At 64.3% G+C, this 18,190-nt stretch carries 13 protein-coding genes; 10 read left to right on the top strand and 3 right to left on the bottom strand.

The features are described 5' to 3' along the window. Positions 1-136: 136 nt before the first annotated feature. Positions 137-721 carry a CHAP domain-containing protein gene (locus KEC45_RS00270; protein WP_062185259.1) on the top strand — a complete coding sequence of 195 codons (585 nt, stop codon included), beginning with the start codon at positions 137-139 and terminating at the stop codon, positions 719-721. 89 nt (positions 722-810) lie between these two features. On the opposite strand, the gene KEC45_RS00265 is transcribed toward KEC45_RS00270, so the two are convergent. Together KEC45_RS00265 and KEC45_RS00260 are read right to left on the bottom strand one after the other, a co-directional pair. Continuing rightward, positions 811-1,092 (bottom strand): DUF3297 family protein, encoded by a 282-nt coding sequence (locus KEC45_RS00265; protein WP_062185263.1) that lies wholly within the window; start codon positions 1,090-1,092, stop codon positions 811-813. A gap of 103 nt (positions 1,093-1,195) precedes the next feature. Next, positions 1,196-3,532, bottom strand: a complete 2,337-nt coding sequence (locus KEC45_RS00260) for a TonB-dependent receptor (RefSeq protein WP_083435966.1) — start codon at positions 3,530-3,532, stop codon at positions 1,196-1,198. A gap of 410 nt (positions 3,533-3,942) precedes the next feature. On the opposite strand from KEC45_RS00260, the gene KEC45_RS00255 reads away from it, so the two are divergent. Both KEC45_RS00255 and KEC45_RS00250 read left to right on the top strand, forming a co-directional pair. Beyond that, entirely contained in the window at positions 3,943-4,890 is a 948-nt protein-coding gene (locus KEC45_RS00255) for a hypothetical protein (protein ID WP_062185266.1), read from the top strand. An 11-nt stretch (positions 4,891-4,901) separates the two neighbouring features. Further along, the gene (locus tag KEC45_RS00250) at positions 4,902-6,536 is read left to right on the top strand and encodes a ShlB/FhaC/HecB family hemolysin secretion/activation protein (protein ID WP_062185269.1); all 1,635 of its coding nucleotides are present in this window, start codon (positions 4,902-4,904) and stop codon (positions 6,534-6,536) included. Here KEC45_RS00250 and KEC45_RS00245 read toward each other — a convergent pair. After that, complete coding sequence (locus KEC45_RS00245) at positions 6,508-6,984, bottom strand: hemerythrin domain-containing protein (protein ID WP_193749206.1); 477 nt, start codon at positions 6,982-6,984, stop codon at positions 6,508-6,510. The genes KEC45_RS00250 and KEC45_RS00245 overlap by 29 nt on opposite strands. A gap of 292 nt (positions 6,985-7,276) precedes the next feature. Between KEC45_RS00245 and KEC45_RS00240 the strand changes: the two genes are divergently transcribed. The 7 genes from KEC45_RS00240 (at position 7,277) to KEC45_RS00210 (ending at position 18,189) form a co-directional block, all read left to right on the top strand. Beyond that, the gene (locus tag KEC45_RS00240) at positions 7,277-8,443 is read left to right on the top strand and encodes a PepSY domain-containing protein (protein ID WP_062185274.1); all 1,167 of its coding nucleotides are present in this window, start codon (positions 7,277-7,279) and stop codon (positions 8,441-8,443) included. Next, positions 8,440-8,619, top strand: coding sequence for a hypothetical protein (locus KEC45_RS00235; protein ID WP_062185277.1), 180 nt, complete (start codon positions 8,440-8,442; stop codon positions 8,617-8,619). Before KEC45_RS00240 ends, KEC45_RS00235 begins: the two co-directional genes overlap by 4 nt. 43 nt (positions 8,620-8,662) lie before the next feature. Then, the gene (locus KEC45_RS00230) at positions 8,663-10,834 is read left to right on the top strand and encodes a TonB-dependent siderophore receptor (RefSeq protein ID WP_062185280.1); all 2,172 of its coding nucleotides are present in this window, start codon (positions 8,663-8,665) and stop codon (positions 10,832-10,834) included. Positions 10,835-10,849: 15 nt separating this feature from the next. Continuing rightward, positions 10,850-11,851: a pyridoxamine 5'-phosphate oxidase family protein gene (locus KEC45_RS00225; RefSeq protein ID WP_252171302.1), complete on the top strand. Its 1,002-nt coding sequence runs from the start codon at positions 10,850-10,852 to the stop codon at positions 11,849-11,851. A 66-nt stretch (positions 11,852-11,917) separates the two neighbouring features. Next, the gene (locus KEC45_RS00220; protein WP_062185285.1) at positions 11,918-12,784 is read left to right on the top strand and encodes a Ku protein; all 867 of its coding nucleotides are present in this window, start codon (positions 11,918-11,920) and stop codon (positions 12,782-12,784) included. A 1-nt stretch (position 12,785) separates the two neighbouring features. Next, positions 12,786-15,293, top strand: coding sequence for a DNA ligase D (gene ligD, locus KEC45_RS00215; protein WP_062185288.1), 2,508 nt, complete (start codon positions 12,786-12,788; stop codon positions 15,291-15,293). A 220-nt stretch (positions 15,294-15,513) separates the two neighbouring features. Beyond that, the gene (locus KEC45_RS00210; protein ID WP_083435970.1) at positions 15,514-18,189 is read left to right on the top strand and encodes a TonB-dependent receptor; all 2,676 of its coding nucleotides are present in this window, start codon (positions 15,514-15,516) and stop codon (positions 18,187-18,189) included. Position 18,190 lies beyond the last annotated feature (1 nt).

Here is an 18,190-nt window from a genome sequence, read left to right as displayed (position 1 = left end):
GAATTGAACGGCTTAACAAAAGGTTCCCCCATCCACCGCAGCGACGGCGCGACTCGTCGCTAGACGGGTGGTGGACCGCGCGCGACGTGGCAAAGACGCTCCAACGCTTGAAGACAAGCCTCGGGGGTCGCATTTCATGCTCTATCGTCGTTACCTGGCAGCCGCCATCGCGTCTGTGATGACCATCACCGGCCTGCTTGCGAGCGTTCCGGCTGCGGCGCAGGGTTATCTGCAGTGCGTTCCCTTTGCCCGCGCCGAATCGGGCGTCGAAATCCGCGGCAATGCCAAGACCTGGTGGTCGCAGGCGGCCGGAACCTATCAGCGCGGCGAAGAGCCCCGCAAAGGCGCCGTGATGGCGTTCGCCGGGACCAGCGGCATGCCGCTCGGCCATGTCGCGGTGGTCAAGAAAATCGTCAGCGACCGCGAAATCCTGATCGACCACGCCAACTGGTCGCCGATCAACGGCCGTCGCGGCCAGATCGAGCGCAACGTCCGTGTCGTCGACGTCAGCAACGCTGGCGACTGGAGCATGGTCCGCGTGTGGTACGCCCCGATCGGCGACCTTGGCCTCCGCGCCAACCCGGTGCAGGGCTTCATCTACGCCGACGGCGAAGCCGGCGCGCCGAACAATGCCCCCAGCTTTAAGGCGCCGGTCTGGGTCCAGAACGATTGGAAGCCCGGCAACGGCCTCGAAACCGTCGCCGCTTCGCTCGGCCAGTAAGACCAAACGACTTTCTGCAAGCGCATCGCGCATAAAGAAAAGCCCCGGATCGCTCCGGGGCTTTCTTTATGCGCGGGCGCGTCAGTTGATTAGGCGTCGTCGCCTTCGCCAGCGGCGGTGCCTTCACCAGTGGCGGTGTCTTCGAACCAGGCCTCGACTTCGCCCGACAGCTTGATCGTCATCGCCTGACCGAACCGGTCCTTCGACTTGCCCGCGGCGACGCGGATCCAGCCTTCGGAGATCGAATATTCCTCGACGTCGGTGCGCTCCTTGCCCTTGAAGCGGATTCCGATGCCGCGCTGCAGCACCTCCATGTCAAAATAGGGCGAGCGCGGATTGGTCGACATGCGGTCGGGGGGCGTATCGGTCATGACTATATTTCCCAAAAAATGATGGCGCGGCCCTAGCTGGACCGCGCCATCATCGTCAATCGTTGAGAAGCGGCGCCGAGGGACCGGCGCCGCGACCTCAATCCTAGAACCCGGCCTTCAGCGTGACGAAGAACTGCTGCGGAGCCCCGGTGAGCAACGTCTGGCTGTCGCCGCGGTTGGCGAAGCCGTTGGTGCCGATCGTCGACACATATTCCTTGTCGAACAGGTTCGTCGCATTGGCCTGGATCGAGATGCGGTCGTTCAGCCGGTATCCGATGCTGGCATCGACAATGATGAACCCACCCACCTCGGCGTCATTCTCGTACGAATAATAGCGCTTCGACGTATAGTTGGCACCGACGCGCGCGAAGAAATCGCCATTGTCCCAGGTGATCTCGCCCTTGCCGAGATGGCGCGGCGAGTTGACCACCGTCTTGCCCGCGGTCGCCGCAACCACCGCGCCCGCCGCGTTGACGACATCGTCCTGATATTCGGAGTCGTTGTAGGCATAGGAAGCGAAGAGCGAGAGTTCGGGGGTGACGCGGAATGTCCCCGCCGCCTCTACGCCCCAAGAGCGGACATCGCCGACGTTGCTGAGGATCGCGGGGTTGCCCTGAATGCCCGACCCGTTGGCGAACGCGATGATGCGATCCTTGAAGTCGACATAATAGCCCGCGATCACGCCCTGAAAACGCGGCGACTTGGTGCGGAAACCAAGCTCATAGGTCGTCGACGTCTCGGGCTTGAGATCGAGCGCGTCAAAGCCTGCCTGCGTCGTCGCGAAGGGCCCACCGGTCGCCGACGATTCATAGGCGCGGATATTCTCGGTATAGCTCGCGAACAGCTCGTTATCGTCGTTCAGGCGATAGAGCAGGCCAGCCTGCGGCAGGAACCAATCCTTCGCCTCGGTCGTCCCCGACGCCAGTCCGCCGCTCACGACCGGCGTCGCGCGGTTGGTGACGCGCAGCCCCTTCCAGCCGGCGTTGATCTGGAACTGGCCCAGATCGAGCGTGTCCTGCACATGATATTGCAGCGTCTGGGTGTTGAAATCGAACTCCCACTGCGTCGCCAGCGGATTCTTCGGGAAGGTCAGGCTGCTGCGATCGGGGGCGCCGGTCGTGTTGCCAAGGCCGTAGAAGCGCCGCGCCTGATTGAAGGCATTATCCTCGTACCACATGCCGATTTCGAACTTGTTGTCGCCGACCTCGAACAGGCTGGAGGTGACGATGCCATAGCGTTCAATGTCATATTCGGTGGTGCGGATCGTCATCGGCGCGCCGCCCGGCGTGGTCACATAGGGGGTGAACCAAAGGCCGCGCCCCTTGTTGCCGTGATAATAGCCCATCGCCTTCAGCGTCCAATGTTCGCCGAGCGGCGCCTCGACGCCGACGCCGGCGAGCCAATCCTTGCGCAGGCCCGCGGCATCATAATAGGCGTCGTCGACCGTTCCGACCGGTGCCGGAAACGCCTGACCGACGCCGGCATAGGGCGCGGTGAAGGGCGTGCCGAGCGGCAGGCTGCCATTCGCGATCCCCGCGTCATAAGCGGCACGGGCGACCTGATTCTGATAGACTTTGGCGACCTGGACCGCGAGGTCCCAATCCTTCGCGAAATTGTCCCACTGATAGCCGAGGCGGCCGATCATGTCGGCGCTCAGATCCTGATAGTCATTCTCGCGGCGGTTCGAATAGTTGACGAAACCGAAGAATTGGCCGTCGCCGACGGGCTGGACGATGCGCACATTGACCTGGTCCTGACGCTGGACGCCATTGCCCTTCCACTTGTCGGCATCCTGCCACGCATAGCTCAGCGACAGGCGCGGCCCGCCCGCGCCGATCTCGCCGCTGTCGATCCGTGCGAAGAGGCGCTTGGTATCGTCGCTGCCATAGGTCGCCGACGCCTCGACCCCGAGCTCTTCGGCCGGCGCCCGCGAGAAGAATTCGATCGTCCCGCCAAGGTTGCTCGTCGATGCGGCGGCGAGCGAACCCGCCCCCTGCGCGACTTCGACGCGGCCGACATTCTCGCTGATGATCGCGCGGCTGATGTGCAGGCCGTTATGGTTGCCATAGTTCATGTCGCCAAGCGGAACGCCGTCGAGCGTGAAGCCGAGCTGGTTCTGGCTGAACCCGCGGATCGAGATGCGCGCCGACCATTCATAGGCGCCAAACGGATCCGCGGCCTGGAAATTGACGCCGGGCAGCTTGTCGATGGCCTTCAGCGGGCTGATCCCCGATACTTCGAGCGCGATGTCGGCGGCGCCCAGTTCCTGCACCTGACGCGCCTGCCCCTGCCCGAGCACAACGATCTCTTCGACATCGCCGCCGTCGGCGGCCACATCGACGGCGGCTTCCTCGGCAAAAGCCGGGGTCGCGGCCAGCACGGCAAGCGCAGCGATCGAAGCGGCCCCGGCCCGCAGGCGGTTCCTGAACTGATAGGTCATTGATGAATCCCCTTTTCCCGGTCGCGAAATGGCGCCTGGGTCGCGGGGGCATTAGGCGGACGATATTGCGGCGCTGCGGCGAAGACGTGACAAGCCGATGACGGAACGAAGAAGGATCAGCGGCAGTCGCGCACTCAAGCCGACGGGAACTATTAACATAAATCAAATTGTGGAAATCATGTCCCTTGGTGAACCACATATTGAACTGACAAAAGTTTATGCAAAGACCGTAAGCAGAAAAATTTTAGTTAACGCCTTTTGTGAAATCGCATGGGATTCCGTAACGACCTCCTCAACTATTAGTTTACGCCCTGAGTTAACGACAATTAATTTCAACAACAGCGGGAACTTTGACGTTCATTCGGGAATCTGGGGCTTAGGGACCAGATCATGTACCAAGGGGATGTCTCATGCCTTTGTCCTGTCTTGAATTCCGCCCAGCCCATCTCATCCTGATCCCGGCGTGCCTTGCACTCGCCGCGTGCGAATCGTCGGGCAGTTACCGCGTCGGCAGCGTCGGCAGCGGCGGTGCCACGGGCACCGTCGGCCCGGCAGGCGCCGCGGGACCGACCGGTGCAACCGGACCTGCGGGCCCCGCAGGTCCGGCTGGTAGCGGCCTCGGCCTCGGCGATGCCGGCGCGCTCGCGGTCGGCGGCCTTGTCGGTCCAAGCGGTATCGCCGGCACCGGCCTTCTCGCAAACACCGGCGATCCCGCTGCGACCAATCCGGTGATCGGCAATGTGCTCGTGAAAACGGGCGGCCTCGTCAATGTCATCGCCGACAAGGGCCTGCTCCTTGCGAGCGCGGTCGACAGCAAGGTGCCCGGCAACGCGAATCTGGTCGGCACCGTCGTCGGCGTGGTCAAAAGCACCGGCGTCGCGCTCGTCCAGACCGGCAGCGGCCAGCAATATCTGGTCGACGGCCTTGCCGCCGCCCCAGGCCAGTTGATCACCGCAACGATCGGCAAGGCGACCGCGATCGGCAGCCCGAATGCCTCCCCCCTGATTGGCGCCAGCATCCTGTCGCCCGGACAGCAGAACGGCAGCCTGCTGACCGTCGGCGTCGGATCGGCGGGACAACTGGTCACGCTCCAACCCGGCACCGGCGGCAATTTGCTGGGCGGCGTCACCGGGGGCCTGACCGGGGGCGCGACCGGCAGTCCCACGGGAACGCCCGTCACGCTCGTCAGCAATGTCGTGACAACCACGACCGGCGCGCTCGGTCAGGTCACCAACGGCCTGACGGGCGGCACGACCGATGGCGGAACGGCGGTCGATCCCGTGACCGGGCTCGTCACCGGCGTGACCGGTACCGTTGGGGGTGTCCTCGGCGGGCTGAAGCCGAAGCGCGGCAACTGAAGCCGCACCCGATGCGCCCATTGCGCAACGCCTGCACCGCGGCGGTAGTGGGAGCCCTGCTCCTCCCCGCCGCGGCGCTCGCGGCCCAGCCGGCGGCGACGCCGCTCGATGGCCGCCCGCCGCTAGCCCCCGATCGCAGCCGCGACCCGCTCCCCGATCCCGAGGCCAAGCCGCTCTCGCTCGGCAAGGTCGAACTCGGCGCGCGGCCCGACGTCATTATCCGCGAAATCCGCTTCGTCGGCGCGGGCGTGCCCGCCAATGTCGGTCGCGCCGCGCAGCGCTTCGTCGGCAAGCCCGCATCGTCGGAAAATCTCGCGAAGCTCGCCGCCGCGATGACACGCGCATACAATCGGTCGAGCGTCGCGCTCTTCACTCTCGTCATTCCCGAACAGGATCTTTCGGGCGGGGTCGTCACCGTCGCCTCCGCCGAAGGCTATATTGGATCGGTGACGCTGAGCGGCGAGCGCGAAAGCGGCCCCGCGCCGCTCGTCGGCAAGATGGCCGGCAGCCTCGCCGGGCAGCGTCCGCTCCCCCGCGCGCGCTTCGAACGCGCGCTCGGCAATATCGCCGACATTCCCGGCGTCACCGTCACCCCGACATTGGCGCTCGGCGGCGCGCAGGGTGCGGTTGCGCTCGATCTCGCGGTCGACGCAAAGAAACCGACGATCGGACTCGGCTTTACCACGCGCACCAGTCAGTTCGTGAACGACGGGATCGTCGAGGCGAATGCGCGCGGTGCCAGTTTGCTGCGTAGCGGCGACGAAACGCGGCTCACCGGCGCCGCAGCACTCAATCTCAAATCCTTGCTCTACCTTGCGGCGAGTCATTCGACCCCGATCGGCGCGGGCGGCACACGCGCCGAACTGTCGGGCGCGGCGCTGCGCACGCGTCCCAAGGGGCTCGCGATCGATGGCGAGGCGTGGAGCGCGGGGTTCGGCGTCACCCATCCGCTGATCCGCGCGTCGCGGCGCAACCTCCTCGCCTCGGCTCGGATCGACTATCTCGATTCGAAAAACGCCCTTTTCGGATCGACGATCGCCGCCGAAAAAACCTGGACCGCGAGCGGCAGCCTTGCCTTTCGGCTCAGTGAAGAGCGCACCGTCGTCGGCGCGCGTATCGGCGGCGCAAAGGGTCTCGACATCGCCGGTGCGCGCGTCGATCCCGGCGTCGGGGAGACCGGCTTTGCATATGCCGACGCCAGCCTTGAGGCGAACCGCGCGATCGGCAAGGCATTCGTCGTCCGCGCCGCCGCAACGGGACGCTGGACGCGCGACCGCCTGCCCGCGGCGCAGCGCTTCAGCGTCGGCGGCGCCACCTTTGGCCGCGCGTTCGAAGACGGGCTGGTCAATGGCGACCGCGGCTATGCGGCGTTCGGCGAATTTGCGCTTCGCCCGCTGCGAAGCGGACGTTTCTCGAAAAGCGAAATTTACAGCTTTGTCGACTATGCCGACGTCACTTTACTCGGCCGTACCGCGATCCCGCGCACCGGTTTCGAACTTGGCAGTTGGGGCGGCGGCGTGCGCGTCGCCTATGCCGAAAATGCGACGATCGGCCTCGAACTCGCCGATCCGTGGAAGCAGCCCGTGCCGGGCTATGATCAGGATTTACGCGTCGCGCTCAGTTGGAAATTGTCGCTTCGTCCATGACCGCGGGACCCAGCGCCGCGGCAGCCGCGTAGAGCTTGTCGGCGAGCGGATATAGCTCGCGCTCCTCGCGCTCGACCCGCGTCGCCAGCACGTCGAAGACCGCTATCGTCTCACGGCAGAACGCCTCCCAGTGAGCGGCGACGCGCTCGGCGGTCCATTTATCGTCATAGGCGACATATTCCGCCGCAAGATCGCCCATTTCCAGTTCGAATTCGTGCGTGATGTGCATCAGGTCGGGGTCGCCCGTCGCCCGCAGGCGCGGATAAAGGATCCAGTCCTCGCATTTCAGATGGCGGACCAATGTCTCGCGAAGCAGTCCGCGCGCCGATGCCAGTTCGGTCAGCCGCGACGGTTCTGAAGCCTGGAGCAATTCGGTCACGATCCGCGCCAGCGCGATCAGCGCCACATGCTCGGCGCGCAGTCGCTCTATTTCGCGGCTTAGGGGCACGACACCTCCAGCGATACGAGCGGTCCCTCTGCGCCATCTTGAAGGCACCGCAATCGGAAAGCAAATTCATATTAAATAATGTCCGAAACGCACGAAAGGTCCGCATCAAATGCCGGACTCTTTGCGGCATCGCGGCGTCGCGCGGCGCACTAAACACGGCCCGAGTGGCCCGATCTATGGGATAGCTGGCCCAAACGATGGAATTCGCGCCGCAAAGGCAGTTGTCAATTGCCGGGGCAAGCCATAGGGCATTATTGATTATTCCTCGCAATAGCAGTAGCTTTTTCGCACCATGCAACGATCGACCATCCGGACGTGGTTTCTGATCCACAAATGGACGAGCATCGTCTGCACGGCCTTTTTGCTGATGCTGTGCGTCACCGGCCTGCCGCTGATCTTCCATCACGAGATCGACGAACTGACCGAAGAAGCGCCAAATTATGGCATGCCCGGCGTTGGATCATCGGGCGAAGCGCCGGGCCTGAAGCCGCTCGATGCAATGCTCGCCAAGGCGCTCGCCGCGCGGCCGGGCGAAGTGCCCGTCTTCATGGCGTTCGACAACGACCAGCCATCGATGACGATCACCACCGCGCCGCGGCCGAATTCGCCCGCCGAAGACATGACGATCCAGCTCCTGGATCGCTCGACGGGCGAGGCGACCGGGGCGGTGGATGAGGATGGGGTGATGCACTTCATTCTCCAGCTCCACACCGACATGTTCCTCGGCCTGCCGGGGATGCTCTTCCTGGGGTTGATGGGGCTGCTCTTCGTGATCGCGATCGTCTCGGGCGTCGTGCTCTATGCGCCCTTCATGAAGAAGCTCGACTTCGGAACGCTGCGCACATCGCGCAGTCGCCGCGTCAAATGGCTCGACTATCACAACCTCCTCGGCATCGTCGCGCTCGCGTGGATGACCGTCGTGGGCGCGACCGGGGTGATCAACGCGCTTGCGACCCCGATCTTTCAATATTGGCAGATGACCGAACTTGCCGAGATGACGAAAGCCTATGCCGGCAAGGGGGCGGTGGCGCCCGCGAACTACGGCTCGATCGACAGGGCGATGGCGGCGGCGCGCAAGGAAATCCCGGGCAACAATCCGCAGTTCATCGCCTTCCCCGGCGGGGCGTTCAGCAGCAAGCATCATTATGCCGTCTTTTTCCAGGGCGACACCCCGCTTACCGAACGGCTGCTCACGGCGGCGCTGATCGATGCCGAGACGGGCGAATTCACCGACGCGCGTCCGATGCCCTGGTACGCCAAGGCGCTCGCGCTGTCGCAGCCGCTCCATTTCGGCGACTATGGCGGGCTGCCGCTCAAACTGCTCTGGGCGATCCTCACCGTCTTCACGCTGATCGTCCTCGGCTCGGGCCTCTATCTCTGGCTTGGCAAGCGCCGCAGCGGGACCGACGCGCTCGTCCGCGAGGTCGAGAGCGGCGGCACTTTGGTGCCCTCCGAATGAGGAAGACCCACAGCCTGCGCGCAATCTTCGCGATCCCGCTCGCCCTCGCGCTCGTCAGCATCGTCGGGCTCGTCGTCGCGCTGACCGGTGACGGCGTCCGCGACGCCGCGTCGTGGGCTGCGCTCGCCATACCTGTTCTTGCCGTCGGTTGGGCCATGCGCGCCCGCCGAACCTGACCAATTCCGCGCGGGGTAGGGCCGCGTCTGTAGGGGAATATCTATGACCAAATCGACCGTTCGCACCGCGCTCGGCCTCTCCGCCGCGACCGCCGTGCTCGCTGCCGCGACACCCGCGATGGCGCAGGAGGGTGCAGCCGGCGAAGAGATCATCGTCACCGCGCAGCGCAACAACCAGACCAAGGTGACGGGCGGCGGCAATGTCGGCGTCTTCGGCACCAAGGCGGCCGAGGATATTCCGTTCAACATCCGCAGCTATAACGAGGCACTGATCCTGAACCAGCAGCCCGACACGCTGGGCGAAGTGCTGGAGAACGACCCGACGGTTCGCACCGCGCTCGGCTTCGGCATCGCCGGCGAAGTCTTCGTGATCCGCGGCTTCGATCTGTCATCGGACGATGTCGGCTTCGATGGCCTTTATGGCGTCACGCCGCGCCAGCTCGTTGCGCCGGAACTCTTCTCCTCAGTCCAGGTCATCAACGGCGCGAGCGCTTTCCTGAACGGCGCGGCACCGGGCGGCAGCGGCATCGGCGGCAGCGTCAACCTGATCCCCAAAAAGGCCGAGCGCGACATGGTTCGCGCAACGCTGGGCTATACCTCCGCCTCGCACATCTCGGGCGCGGTCGACGTCGCGCGCCGCTTCGGCGCCAATGGCGAATGGGGTTTGCGCATCAACGGCTCGGCGCGCCGCGGCGACATCGCGATCGACGAAGAATTCCACTCAAGCTACGTCCTCGGCGCGACGCTCGATTATAACAACGGCCCGCTGCGTACCTCGCTCAATCTCAACTACCAGCGGCTGAACCAGAAATATTGGCGCGGTCAGGTCGGCATCGGCGGAGTGGTCCCGCGCGTGCCCGATGCCGACACCAACTATTCGCAGCCATGGAGCCAGATCCTGACCAAGGATTTCTTCGGCACCTTCAGCATCGAATATGATGTGTCCGACCAGGCGATGCTCTACGCCAAGGTCGGCGCACGCGACGGCCGCGAGGACCAGACCACCGCGAGCATCACGGTGCTCGATGCCGTGACCGGCGCCGCCACGGGCAGCGGTTCCTATGTGCCGCGCGAAGATAATAATGAATCGGCCACCGCCGGCATCCGCATCAAGCTCGAAGGCGGCGGCATGAGCCACGAGATCAACGCCGGCGCTGCGGTGAGCTGGCAGGTCAATCGCAACGCCTATGATTTCTCGGCCACCAACTACGCCACCAACCTCTATGATCCCGTAATCGCGCCCGCACCCACGCCCGGCGGCTTCGTCGGCGGGGATATCGACGATGTGTTCCCGATCAGCCGCAACCGCGTGTCGAGCGTGTTTTTCTCCGACACGCTGGGGCTGTGGGACGACCGCATCCTGATCACCGGGGGCCTTCGCCTGCAGGAAATCAAGACGACTTCATACTCCTATTTCGGTGGCGCACGCACCGGCGGCTACAAAGAATCGGCGGCGACCCCGGTCTTCGGCCTCGTGATCAAGCCGGTCGAAGGATTGTCGCTCTACGCCAACCGCATCGAGGGCCTGGTCGCGGGCTCGACCGCACCGGTGACGATCGACGACGGCCAGGGCAACGACCTCCCCGTCACCAACGGCGGCGCAGTGCTGCCCCCCGTCAAGTCGAAGCAATATGAAGTCGGCGGCAAGCTGAACTTCGGTCGCTTCAACGCCGGCCTCGCACTGTTCCAGATCGACAAGCCCAACAGCTTCGTCGATCCGGTGAGGCTGATCTATGGCAATTACGGTACCCAGCGGAACCGCGGCGTCGAGATCACGCTCGACGGCGAGCCGGTCGATGGCCTCCGCATCATATCGGGCCTGACCTTCAACGACGCCAAGCTTCGCCGGACCGAAGGCGGCGTGAACGAAGGCAATGACGCGATCGGCGTGCCCGACGTGCTGGCCAACGCCAACGTCGAATGGGACCTTCCCTTCCTTCCCGCGCTGACGCTGGTCGGCCGCGTCGTCTATACCGGCAAGCAGGCGGTCGACGCCGCTAACACGCTCGAATTGGACAGCTGGACGCGCTTCGACCTCGGCGCACGTTATGTCGCGCTGGTCGGCGACACGCCGCTGACGCTGCGTTTCAACGTCGATAATGTTGCCGACAAGCGCTATTGGGCCTCGGCCTATAACGCGTTCAGTGCCTTCGGCTCGCGGCTGCTGCAGGGCGGCCCGCGCACTTTCAAGGCATCGGCCTCGATCGAATTCTGAGGGAGCGTCCATGACATGAGCGACATCGACAGTATCGCGGGCCTCGAGGCCATCCTCGGGAAGGCACCACCGGCGGTGGGACTCAAGGTCATAGATCATGTCGATGCGACGGCGCAGCGCTGGCTCGCGGCGTCGCCGCTGATGTTCGCGGGATTCGGCGATGCAGACGGCATCGCGATCACGCTCGGCGGCGGCGACGCCGGCTTCGCGGCGGCCGATCCTGCGACGCTGTCGATCCCGATCGCGGCGCTCGACGATCCGGCGCTGGCGGTGGCGGGCGCCAGCTTCGGCTCGCTCTTCCTCGTCCCCGGCATCGGCGAGACGCTCCGCGTCAACGGCCGCGTTGCGGCGGTCGACGACGGCGATGCGCGGGTCGCGGTCGAGGAATGCTATGTTCACTGTGCCAAGGCGCTGATCCGTTCGGGTTTCTGGTCTGCAGCACCGAACGACGACGCCCCCGGTTCCCCCGATGCCTTCGCCGGCGCAAGCTGCTTCATGGCTCTCGCGACGATGGATGCCGCGGGGAATGCCGACCTCAGCCCGAAGGGTGATCCCGCGGGCGCGATGACGCATGTCGCCGGCGACCAGCTATGGTTCGCCGACCGCCCCGGCAACCGCCGCACCGACAGCTTCCGCAACCTCATCGGCCAGCCGCGTATCGCGGCCGCGCTGCTGATCCCCGGCGCATCGTCGGTCGCGATCGTGCGCGGTACCGCGATGCTCACCGACGACGAAACCGCGCGCGCGACCTTCGCGGTACAGGGCAAGGTCCCGCTGCTCGCGACGCGCGTCGACGATGTCGACATCGCGATCCGACCCAGCGCGGCGCTGGCGCGCGCGAAGCTCTGGCCCGCAGCCGCCGCGCCCGCCGATATCAAGCCCGCGAAGATGTTCGCGGAGCATGTCCGGCTGAACAAGGACAAGGGAATCGGGGCACGCATCGCGAGCGCGTTCGTGTCGGTGCCGGGACTGATGCAGAGCAGCCTGGACAAGGATTACAAGACCAACCTCTACTGAGGGATAGTTGACGGAACCCCTCGCCCGCTCCGAACATTTGGAATCGGAACAGCGAAGGGAAAGTCGATGGCCGCACGTGCATATTGGAAGGGTCAGATCCGGCTCGCGCTGGTGTCGATCCCGGTCGAAATCTATTCGGCAACGAAATCCGGCGCCGCAGTCACCTTTCGCCAGATCCACGAACCGAGTGGCAAGCCGATCAAATATGAAAAGGTCGTGCCCGGCATCGGCGCGGTCGACCATGACGATATCGTCAAGGGCTTCGAACTGTCGAAGGGCAATTATGTCCTGCTCGACGAGGAGGAGATCGAGGCGGTCAAGCTCGAGAGCAAGCGGACCCTGGAGCTTGTCCAATTTGTCGACACCGATGCGATCGACGTCCTCTATTACACCAAGCCCTATTATGTCGTCCCTGCCGACGAGCTCGCCGAAGAGGCCTATATCGTCCTGCGCGAAGCGCTGAAACGCACGAAGAAGGTCGGGCTGGGTCAGCTTTCCTTGCGCGGGCAGGAACAGCTCGTGGCGCTGCGTCCGTGTGGCCGCGGGCTGGTGCTCGAAGTGCTGCGCTACGCCGACGAGGTGAACAAGGCGGCCAATTATTTCCGCGACGTCGGCAATGCCAAGCCGGACGCCGACCTGCTCGACCTCGCCGAAACGCTGATCGGCAAAAAGTCGGGCGCGTTCGACGCAGGCGATTATCATAATCATTATATCGACGCGCTGAAACGCGTGATCGCCAAGAAGGCGAAGGCAAAAGGCAAGCGCGTGCTCGAAGATGTCGAGGAACCCGCAACCAGCAGCCGCGGTTCGAACGTCATCGACCTGATGGCGGCGCTCAAGGCTTCGGTCGATGGCAAGAAGACTGCGACAACCAAGGCGGCTTCGGCCAAAAAAGCGCCCGCCAAAAAGCCCGCCGCCCGCAAGCGCGCCTGAGATGGCGAAGCGCGCCGATCCGCTCGCGCAATATAATGCCAAGCGCGACTTCGCGCTGACACCCGAGCCCGCGGGCAAGATCGAAAAGGGCGCGGGCAACCGCTTCATCGTCCAGAAGCATGACGCGACCCGCCTCCATTACGACTTCCGGCTCGAAGTCGATGGCGTGCTCAAAAGCTGGGCGGTGACCAAGGGCCCGAGCGCCGACCCCGCCGACAAGCGCCTCGCAGTGCGCACCGAGGATCATCCGATGTCCTACGCCGATTTCGAAGGCGTGATCCCCAAGGGCGAATATGGCGGCGGCAGCGTGATGCTGTGGGACCGTGGAACGTGGAAGCCCGTCGCGGGCAAGAGCGCGAAGGACCTCGAAAAGGGCCATCTCCACTTCACGCTCGACGGGACCCGGATGAAGGGCGAATGGCTGCTCGTCCGCATGCAGCCGCGACCGGGCGAGAAGCGCGAAAACTGGCTGCTGCGCAAGGTCGACGATGCGTTTTCCGGCGGCACCGACGACCTCGTCGGGCGGCAGCTCACAAGCGTCCTCACCGGCCGCACCATGGCCGAGATCGCGGGCGACGAGGGCGGCGAGCAGTCGCTGAAGGGCGCCAAAGGCGCGGCCTTCGCACGGAAGATGCAGGCGGCAGCCGCGCACAACAAAAAGGTCGCGAAACCGGCAACCAAGGGCAAGCCGCCCAAATTCCGTCCGCTCCAGCTCGCGACGCTCGTCGACGCCGTCCCCGGCGGCAACGGCTGGTTCCATGAGATCAAATATGACGGCTATCGCGCCGAAATCGCCGCAGCGGGATCGGACGTGCGCGTCTATACGCGCAGCGGCCTCGACTGGACCGACAAATTCGCGCCGCTCGTCCGCCATATCGCCGCGCTCGATCTGCCGCCGTGCCTGCTCGACGGCGAAATCGTGGCCTATGGCAAGGACGGCAACCCCGACTTCTCGTCGCTGCAAGCGGTCCTAAAACGCGGCCACGGCGCGCAGGACGAAGCGACCGCGCTCCACTTCTTCGCCTTCGACCTTCTCGAACTGGACGGCAAGTCGCTCGCCAAACTCGGCAACCTCGAACGCAAGGAACGCCTCGAAGCCCTGCTCCGCGATGCCAAGGCACCGATCGCCGTCGCCGATCATGTCATCGGGGCGGGTGAGACACTCTACGCCGCGATGTGCGGCGCCGGGCAAGAGGGCATAATCTCGAAACGCGCCGACGCCGCCTATGCCGGCCGCCGCAGCAAAAACTGGGTGAAGGTTAAATGCACCCGCCGACAGGAATTCATCATCGTCGGCTGGAATCCATCATCGACCAAGGCGCGCCCCTTCGCGTCGCTCCTCCTTGCCCAGCGCGAGGGAGACGCGCTTGTCTACAAGGGTAATGTCGGCACCGGCTTCGATGCCGAGACGATGGCCGATCTCGCGAAATCATTCGCCAGGCTGGAGCGCAAGACCGCTCCGCTCGACGTCGACGCTGCCGCCGCGCGCAAGGTTCATTGGCTCAAGCCCGATCTCGTCGCCGAAATCGCATTCGCCGAATTTACCGCGAGCGGATCGGTACGCCACGCAAGCTTCCTCGGCCTGCGCCACGACAAGGAGGCAAAAGACGTGACTCCCGAAACGAAGCAACCCGCCCCCGCGCCGGAAAGCGACGTGACGATCAGCAGCCGCGACCGCGTCATCTTCCCCGAGGCAAAGGCGACCAAGGGCGACCTTGCTGACTATTACGCCGCCATCGCGCCCGTCATGCTCCCGCACACCGCGCGCCGTCCGATCAGCCTCGTCCGCTGCCCGCAGGGGCGCGGCAAGAAATGCTTCTTCCAGAAACATGATTCGGGATCATTCGGCGGGCATGTGATGCATGTGCCGATCAGGGAGAAGGACGGCGGACACGAGGATTATCTTTACGTCGAGGACGCCGACGGCCTGCTCGCCTGCGTCCAGATGGGGACGATCGAATTTCACGGCTGGGGCAGCCATGTCGATGCGCTCGAAAAGCCGGACCGCATGGTATTCGACCTCGACCCCGACGAGGGGCTCGATTTCGCGGCCGTCAAAAAGGCCGCGCTCGACATCCGCCGCCAGCTTGCCGACATCGGGCTCGTCAGCTTCGCGATGCTTTCGGGCGGCAAGGGCGTGCACGTCGTCGTCCCCCTCGATCCGGGGCATAGCTGGGACGCGCACAAGGATTTCTCGAAACGCTTTGCCGAAGCGCTCAGCCTCGCCGAGCCCGACCGCTTCATCGCGACGATGAGCAAGGCAAAGCGCAAGGGCAAAATCTTCATCGACTATCTCCGCAACCAGCGCGGCAGCACGGCGATCATGCCCTATTCGGTGCGCGCGCGCGAAGGCGCGCCCGTCGCGGTGCCCATCGGCTGGGACGAACTCGTCGATATTCGAAAAGCCGGCCAGTGGACGATCAAGGATAGCGAGGCGTTGCTCGCACGCGCCGCCAGCGCGGAACTCAAGGGCTGGGGCTTTGCCGGCCAGTCGCTTCCCGACTTTTGATATAGCGGACATTCGCTCCGCCTTTCCGTCACGGGCTCGCGCCGGTCGGCTGGCCTTCGCGCCACGCTATGATACCAATCAAATACCAAAATATCCCTCTATTCTCGATATCCGACGTTTTATTGCGCAAAATCGCGCTTGACGTTTAAATTGGTATGTCTAAGGTCCCCTCAAAATCAGAGCAATAATTGATTTTTGAACTTTTGGAGGGAGACTTAACATGACCAATGCAAGATATCTGCTCGCTTCGGCCAGCATTGGTGCATTGCTTTTTGCCGCCAGCGCAGCCCACGCCCAGGCGCCCGCCCCGGCCCCCGCCGATGCGGCGGAAAGCGAAATCGTCGTCACCGGCATCCGCGGCTCGATCCGCGAAGCGATTGATGCAAAGCGCGACCTCGCGGTCATCGCCGACGTCGTGACCGCCGAGGATGTCGGCAAATTCCCCGACAAGAATGTCGCCGAAGCGCTCCAGCGCGTTCCCGGCATCGTCGTCAACCGCGAGTTCGGCGAAGGCGAGCGCGTCTCGCTGCGCGGCACCGCGCCGAACCTCACCAAGACTCTCCTCAACGGCCACAGCGTCGCGACCGCCGACTGGTTTATCCTCGATCAGGTCGCCTCGACGCGCAGCTTCAACTATCTGACCCTGCCCGCCGAGATCATCGGCCGTCTCGAAGTGTACAAGAGCCCGCAGGCCGATGTCGAAGAAGGCGGCGTCGGCGGCACGATCAACGTCATCACGCGCAACCCGCTCGACCTCGACCCGCTCACCCTCTCGGCCTCGGCGCAGGCCGCCTATTCGGACCTGTCGGGCAAGGTCGACCCGCAGGTCTCCGGCCTCATCAGTTGGAAGAATGCGGATGAGACCTTCGGCGTCCTCGTCGGCGCCATCTATCAGAAGCGCCGCACGCGCCGCGACGGGCTCGAAATCTTCGGCTACCGTTCCTTCCCCGTCGGCGGCGGACAGAGCGCGCTCGTCCCGACGCTGATCGGTTCGACGATGTTCGAACAGGATCGCGAACGCTATGGCGCCAATGTCGGGATCCAGTTCCGTCCGTCGGACGAGCTCGAGATCAACATCACCGGCCTTTATTCGCGCTTCAACGCCGACAACTTCAACCAGAATTATATCGCATGGGGCGAGCAGGCGCTCGCCGGCGGCGGCACCATCAGCAATGCCGTGGTCCGCGACGGCGTCGCGGTCTCGGGCAATATCGCGTCGGCCACAGGCGGCACGACGGGCTTCGGTGTCGTCTATGACGCGATCGACCGCCAAGCGGTCGCCAAGACCGTCTCGGCCGACTTCGATTTGACCTACCGCCCGACCGACAGTCTGTCGGTGCATTTCAAGGCCGGTTGGACCAAGGCGAACGGCGACACGAGCAACGAGAATTTCATCGAATTCGCCGGCCCCGGCGCGTTCAGCTATGACCTCACCAGCGGCCGCCCCGAAGTCAGCTTCTCGAACCCCAACCCCCTCAACCCGCTCGGCATCCGCCCCGACTTTGCGCGTATCCAGTCGGTCACCAACGACGATGAGGAGAAATATTTCTACCTCGACGTCGAAAAACAGGTCGAATGGGGTCCGCTCACCGCGCTCAAATTCGGGGTCAAATATACCGACCACGACCGCGTCGCCGAACGTTTCGCCACCAACGGCGGCGTCTTCACCCCCGGCCTGCGCTGCAATGGCGCCCCATGCACCTCGGCCGACTTCGCGACCGGCAGCGGCATGCCCGGCGACTTCCTCGACAATATCGCAGCGCCCGGCACGCTGACCGACTATTGGCGCGTCGATCCGGCGAAGCTGCGGGCCATCTATGGCGCATCGACGTCACCCTCAAACGACCGCTTCCTCGTCCCCGGCAACACCTATTCGATCAACGAAAAGGCCTGGGGCGGCTACGGTCTCGCCAAATTCGGCGGCGAAGGCTGGCGCGGCAATGTCGGCGTGCGCGTGATCACGACCGACCAGACGTCCGAAGGCTATATCATCGGCGGCGCGAACCCCCAGTTCACCAACCCGTTCGGCGGCTTCACCCCGTCGACCGCGAAGCGATCGTACACCGACATATTGCCGAGCGCGAACCTCTCGGTCGATCTCTCGCCGCAGGTCGTGCTGCGCTTCGCCGCGGGCAAGACGGTTACGCGTCCCGACTTCGTCGACATCACCCCCGGCGTCGACCTCAACGGCACGTTGCTGACGGGCCGCGGCGGCGATCCGAACCTCGATCCGTATCGCGCCAACCAATATGACCTGTCGATCGAATGGTATCCCGACCGCGAGACGATCGTCGCGCTCGCCGCCTTCTACAAGGATATCCAGTCGTACATCGTCAACACGACCTCGACCGAAATCCTGCCGGGCGTGTTCGTGCCGGGGTCGCAGCCCGCGGGCTGCGTCGCGGCGGGTGGCGGCAATCCCAACCTGTTCAACTGCCCCTATCAGATCAACCGTCGCAGCAACGGCGACGGCGGACGCAACCAGGGCTTTGAATTCCAGGTGTCGCGTCCGATCTGGGGCGGCTTTGGCGCGGTGGTGAACTACACCTACTCCGACGCCAAGGCGAATAATGGCGACCCGATCCCGGGCAATTCGAAGCACTCGCTCAACCTGACGGGCTATTATGAGAATGACCTGATCAGCGCGCGGCTCTCGTACAACTACCGGTCGAAATTCTTCATCGATATCGACCGCGCGGCGCCGCTCAATCAGGCCGCACTGTCGTCGCTCGACGCGTCGGTCAGCGTGAACATCACCGACAATATCGCGCTCACCGCCGACGCGATCAACCTGACCAACGAGAAGATCGAGCAATATTCGGGCACCCGCGACCGCCCGCGCGCGATCTATGACAATGGTCGTCAATTCTATGTCGGCGCGCGCCTGAAGTTCTGAC

Origin of the sequence: Sphingopyxis sp. USTB-05, from assembly GCF_023822045.1 — a bacterium.
In the GTDB taxonomy this organism is placed as follows: domain Bacteria; phylum Pseudomonadota; class Alphaproteobacteria; order Sphingomonadales; family Sphingomonadaceae; genus Sphingopyxis.
This window is presented reverse-complemented; position numbering and strand designations above follow the sequence as displayed.

What these genes read in the sequence shown, in the direction of transcription:
- KEC45_RS00270 (WP_062185259.1), top strand. Translation starts at nt 137, where the DNA reads ATGCTCTATCGTCGTTACCTGGCAGCCGCCATCGCGTCTGTGATGACC.
- KEC45_RS00265 (WP_062185263.1), bottom strand. Translation starts at nt 1,092, where the DNA reads ATGACCGATACGCCCCCCGACCGCATGTCGACCAATCCGCGCTCGCCC.
- KEC45_RS00260 (WP_083435966.1), bottom strand. Translation starts at nt 3,532, where the DNA reads ATGACCTATCAGTTCAGGAACCGCCTGCGGGCCGGGGCCGCTTCGATC.
- KEC45_RS00255 (WP_062185266.1), top strand. Translation starts at nt 3,943, where the DNA reads ATGCCTTTGTCCTGTCTTGAATTCCGCCCAGCCCATCTCATCCTGATC.
- KEC45_RS00250 (WP_062185269.1), top strand. Translation starts at nt 4,902, where the DNA reads ATGCGCCCATTGCGCAACGCCTGCACCGCGGCGGTAGTGGGAGCCCTG.
- KEC45_RS00240 (WP_062185274.1), top strand. Translation starts at nt 7,277, where the DNA reads ATGCAACGATCGACCATCCGGACGTGGTTTCTGATCCACAAATGGACG.
- KEC45_RS00235 (WP_062185277.1), top strand. Translation starts at nt 8,440, where the DNA reads ATGAGGAAGACCCACAGCCTGCGCGCAATCTTCGCGATCCCGCTCGCC.
- KEC45_RS00230 (WP_062185280.1), top strand. Translation starts at nt 8,663, where the DNA reads ATGACCAAATCGACCGTTCGCACCGCGCTCGGCCTCTCCGCCGCGACC.
- KEC45_RS00225 (WP_252171302.1), top strand. Translation starts at nt 10,850, where the DNA reads ATGAGCGACATCGACAGTATCGCGGGCCTCGAGGCCATCCTCGGGAAG.
- KEC45_RS00220 (WP_062185285.1), top strand. Translation starts at nt 11,918, where the DNA reads ATGGCCGCACGTGCATATTGGAAGGGTCAGATCCGGCTCGCGCTGGTG.
- ligD (WP_062185288.1), top strand. Translation starts at nt 12,786, where the DNA reads ATGGCGAAGCGCGCCGATCCGCTCGCGCAATATAATGCCAAGCGCGAC.
- KEC45_RS00210 (WP_083435970.1), top strand. Translation starts at nt 15,514, where the DNA reads ATGACCAATGCAAGATATCTGCTCGCTTCGGCCAGCATTGGTGCATTG.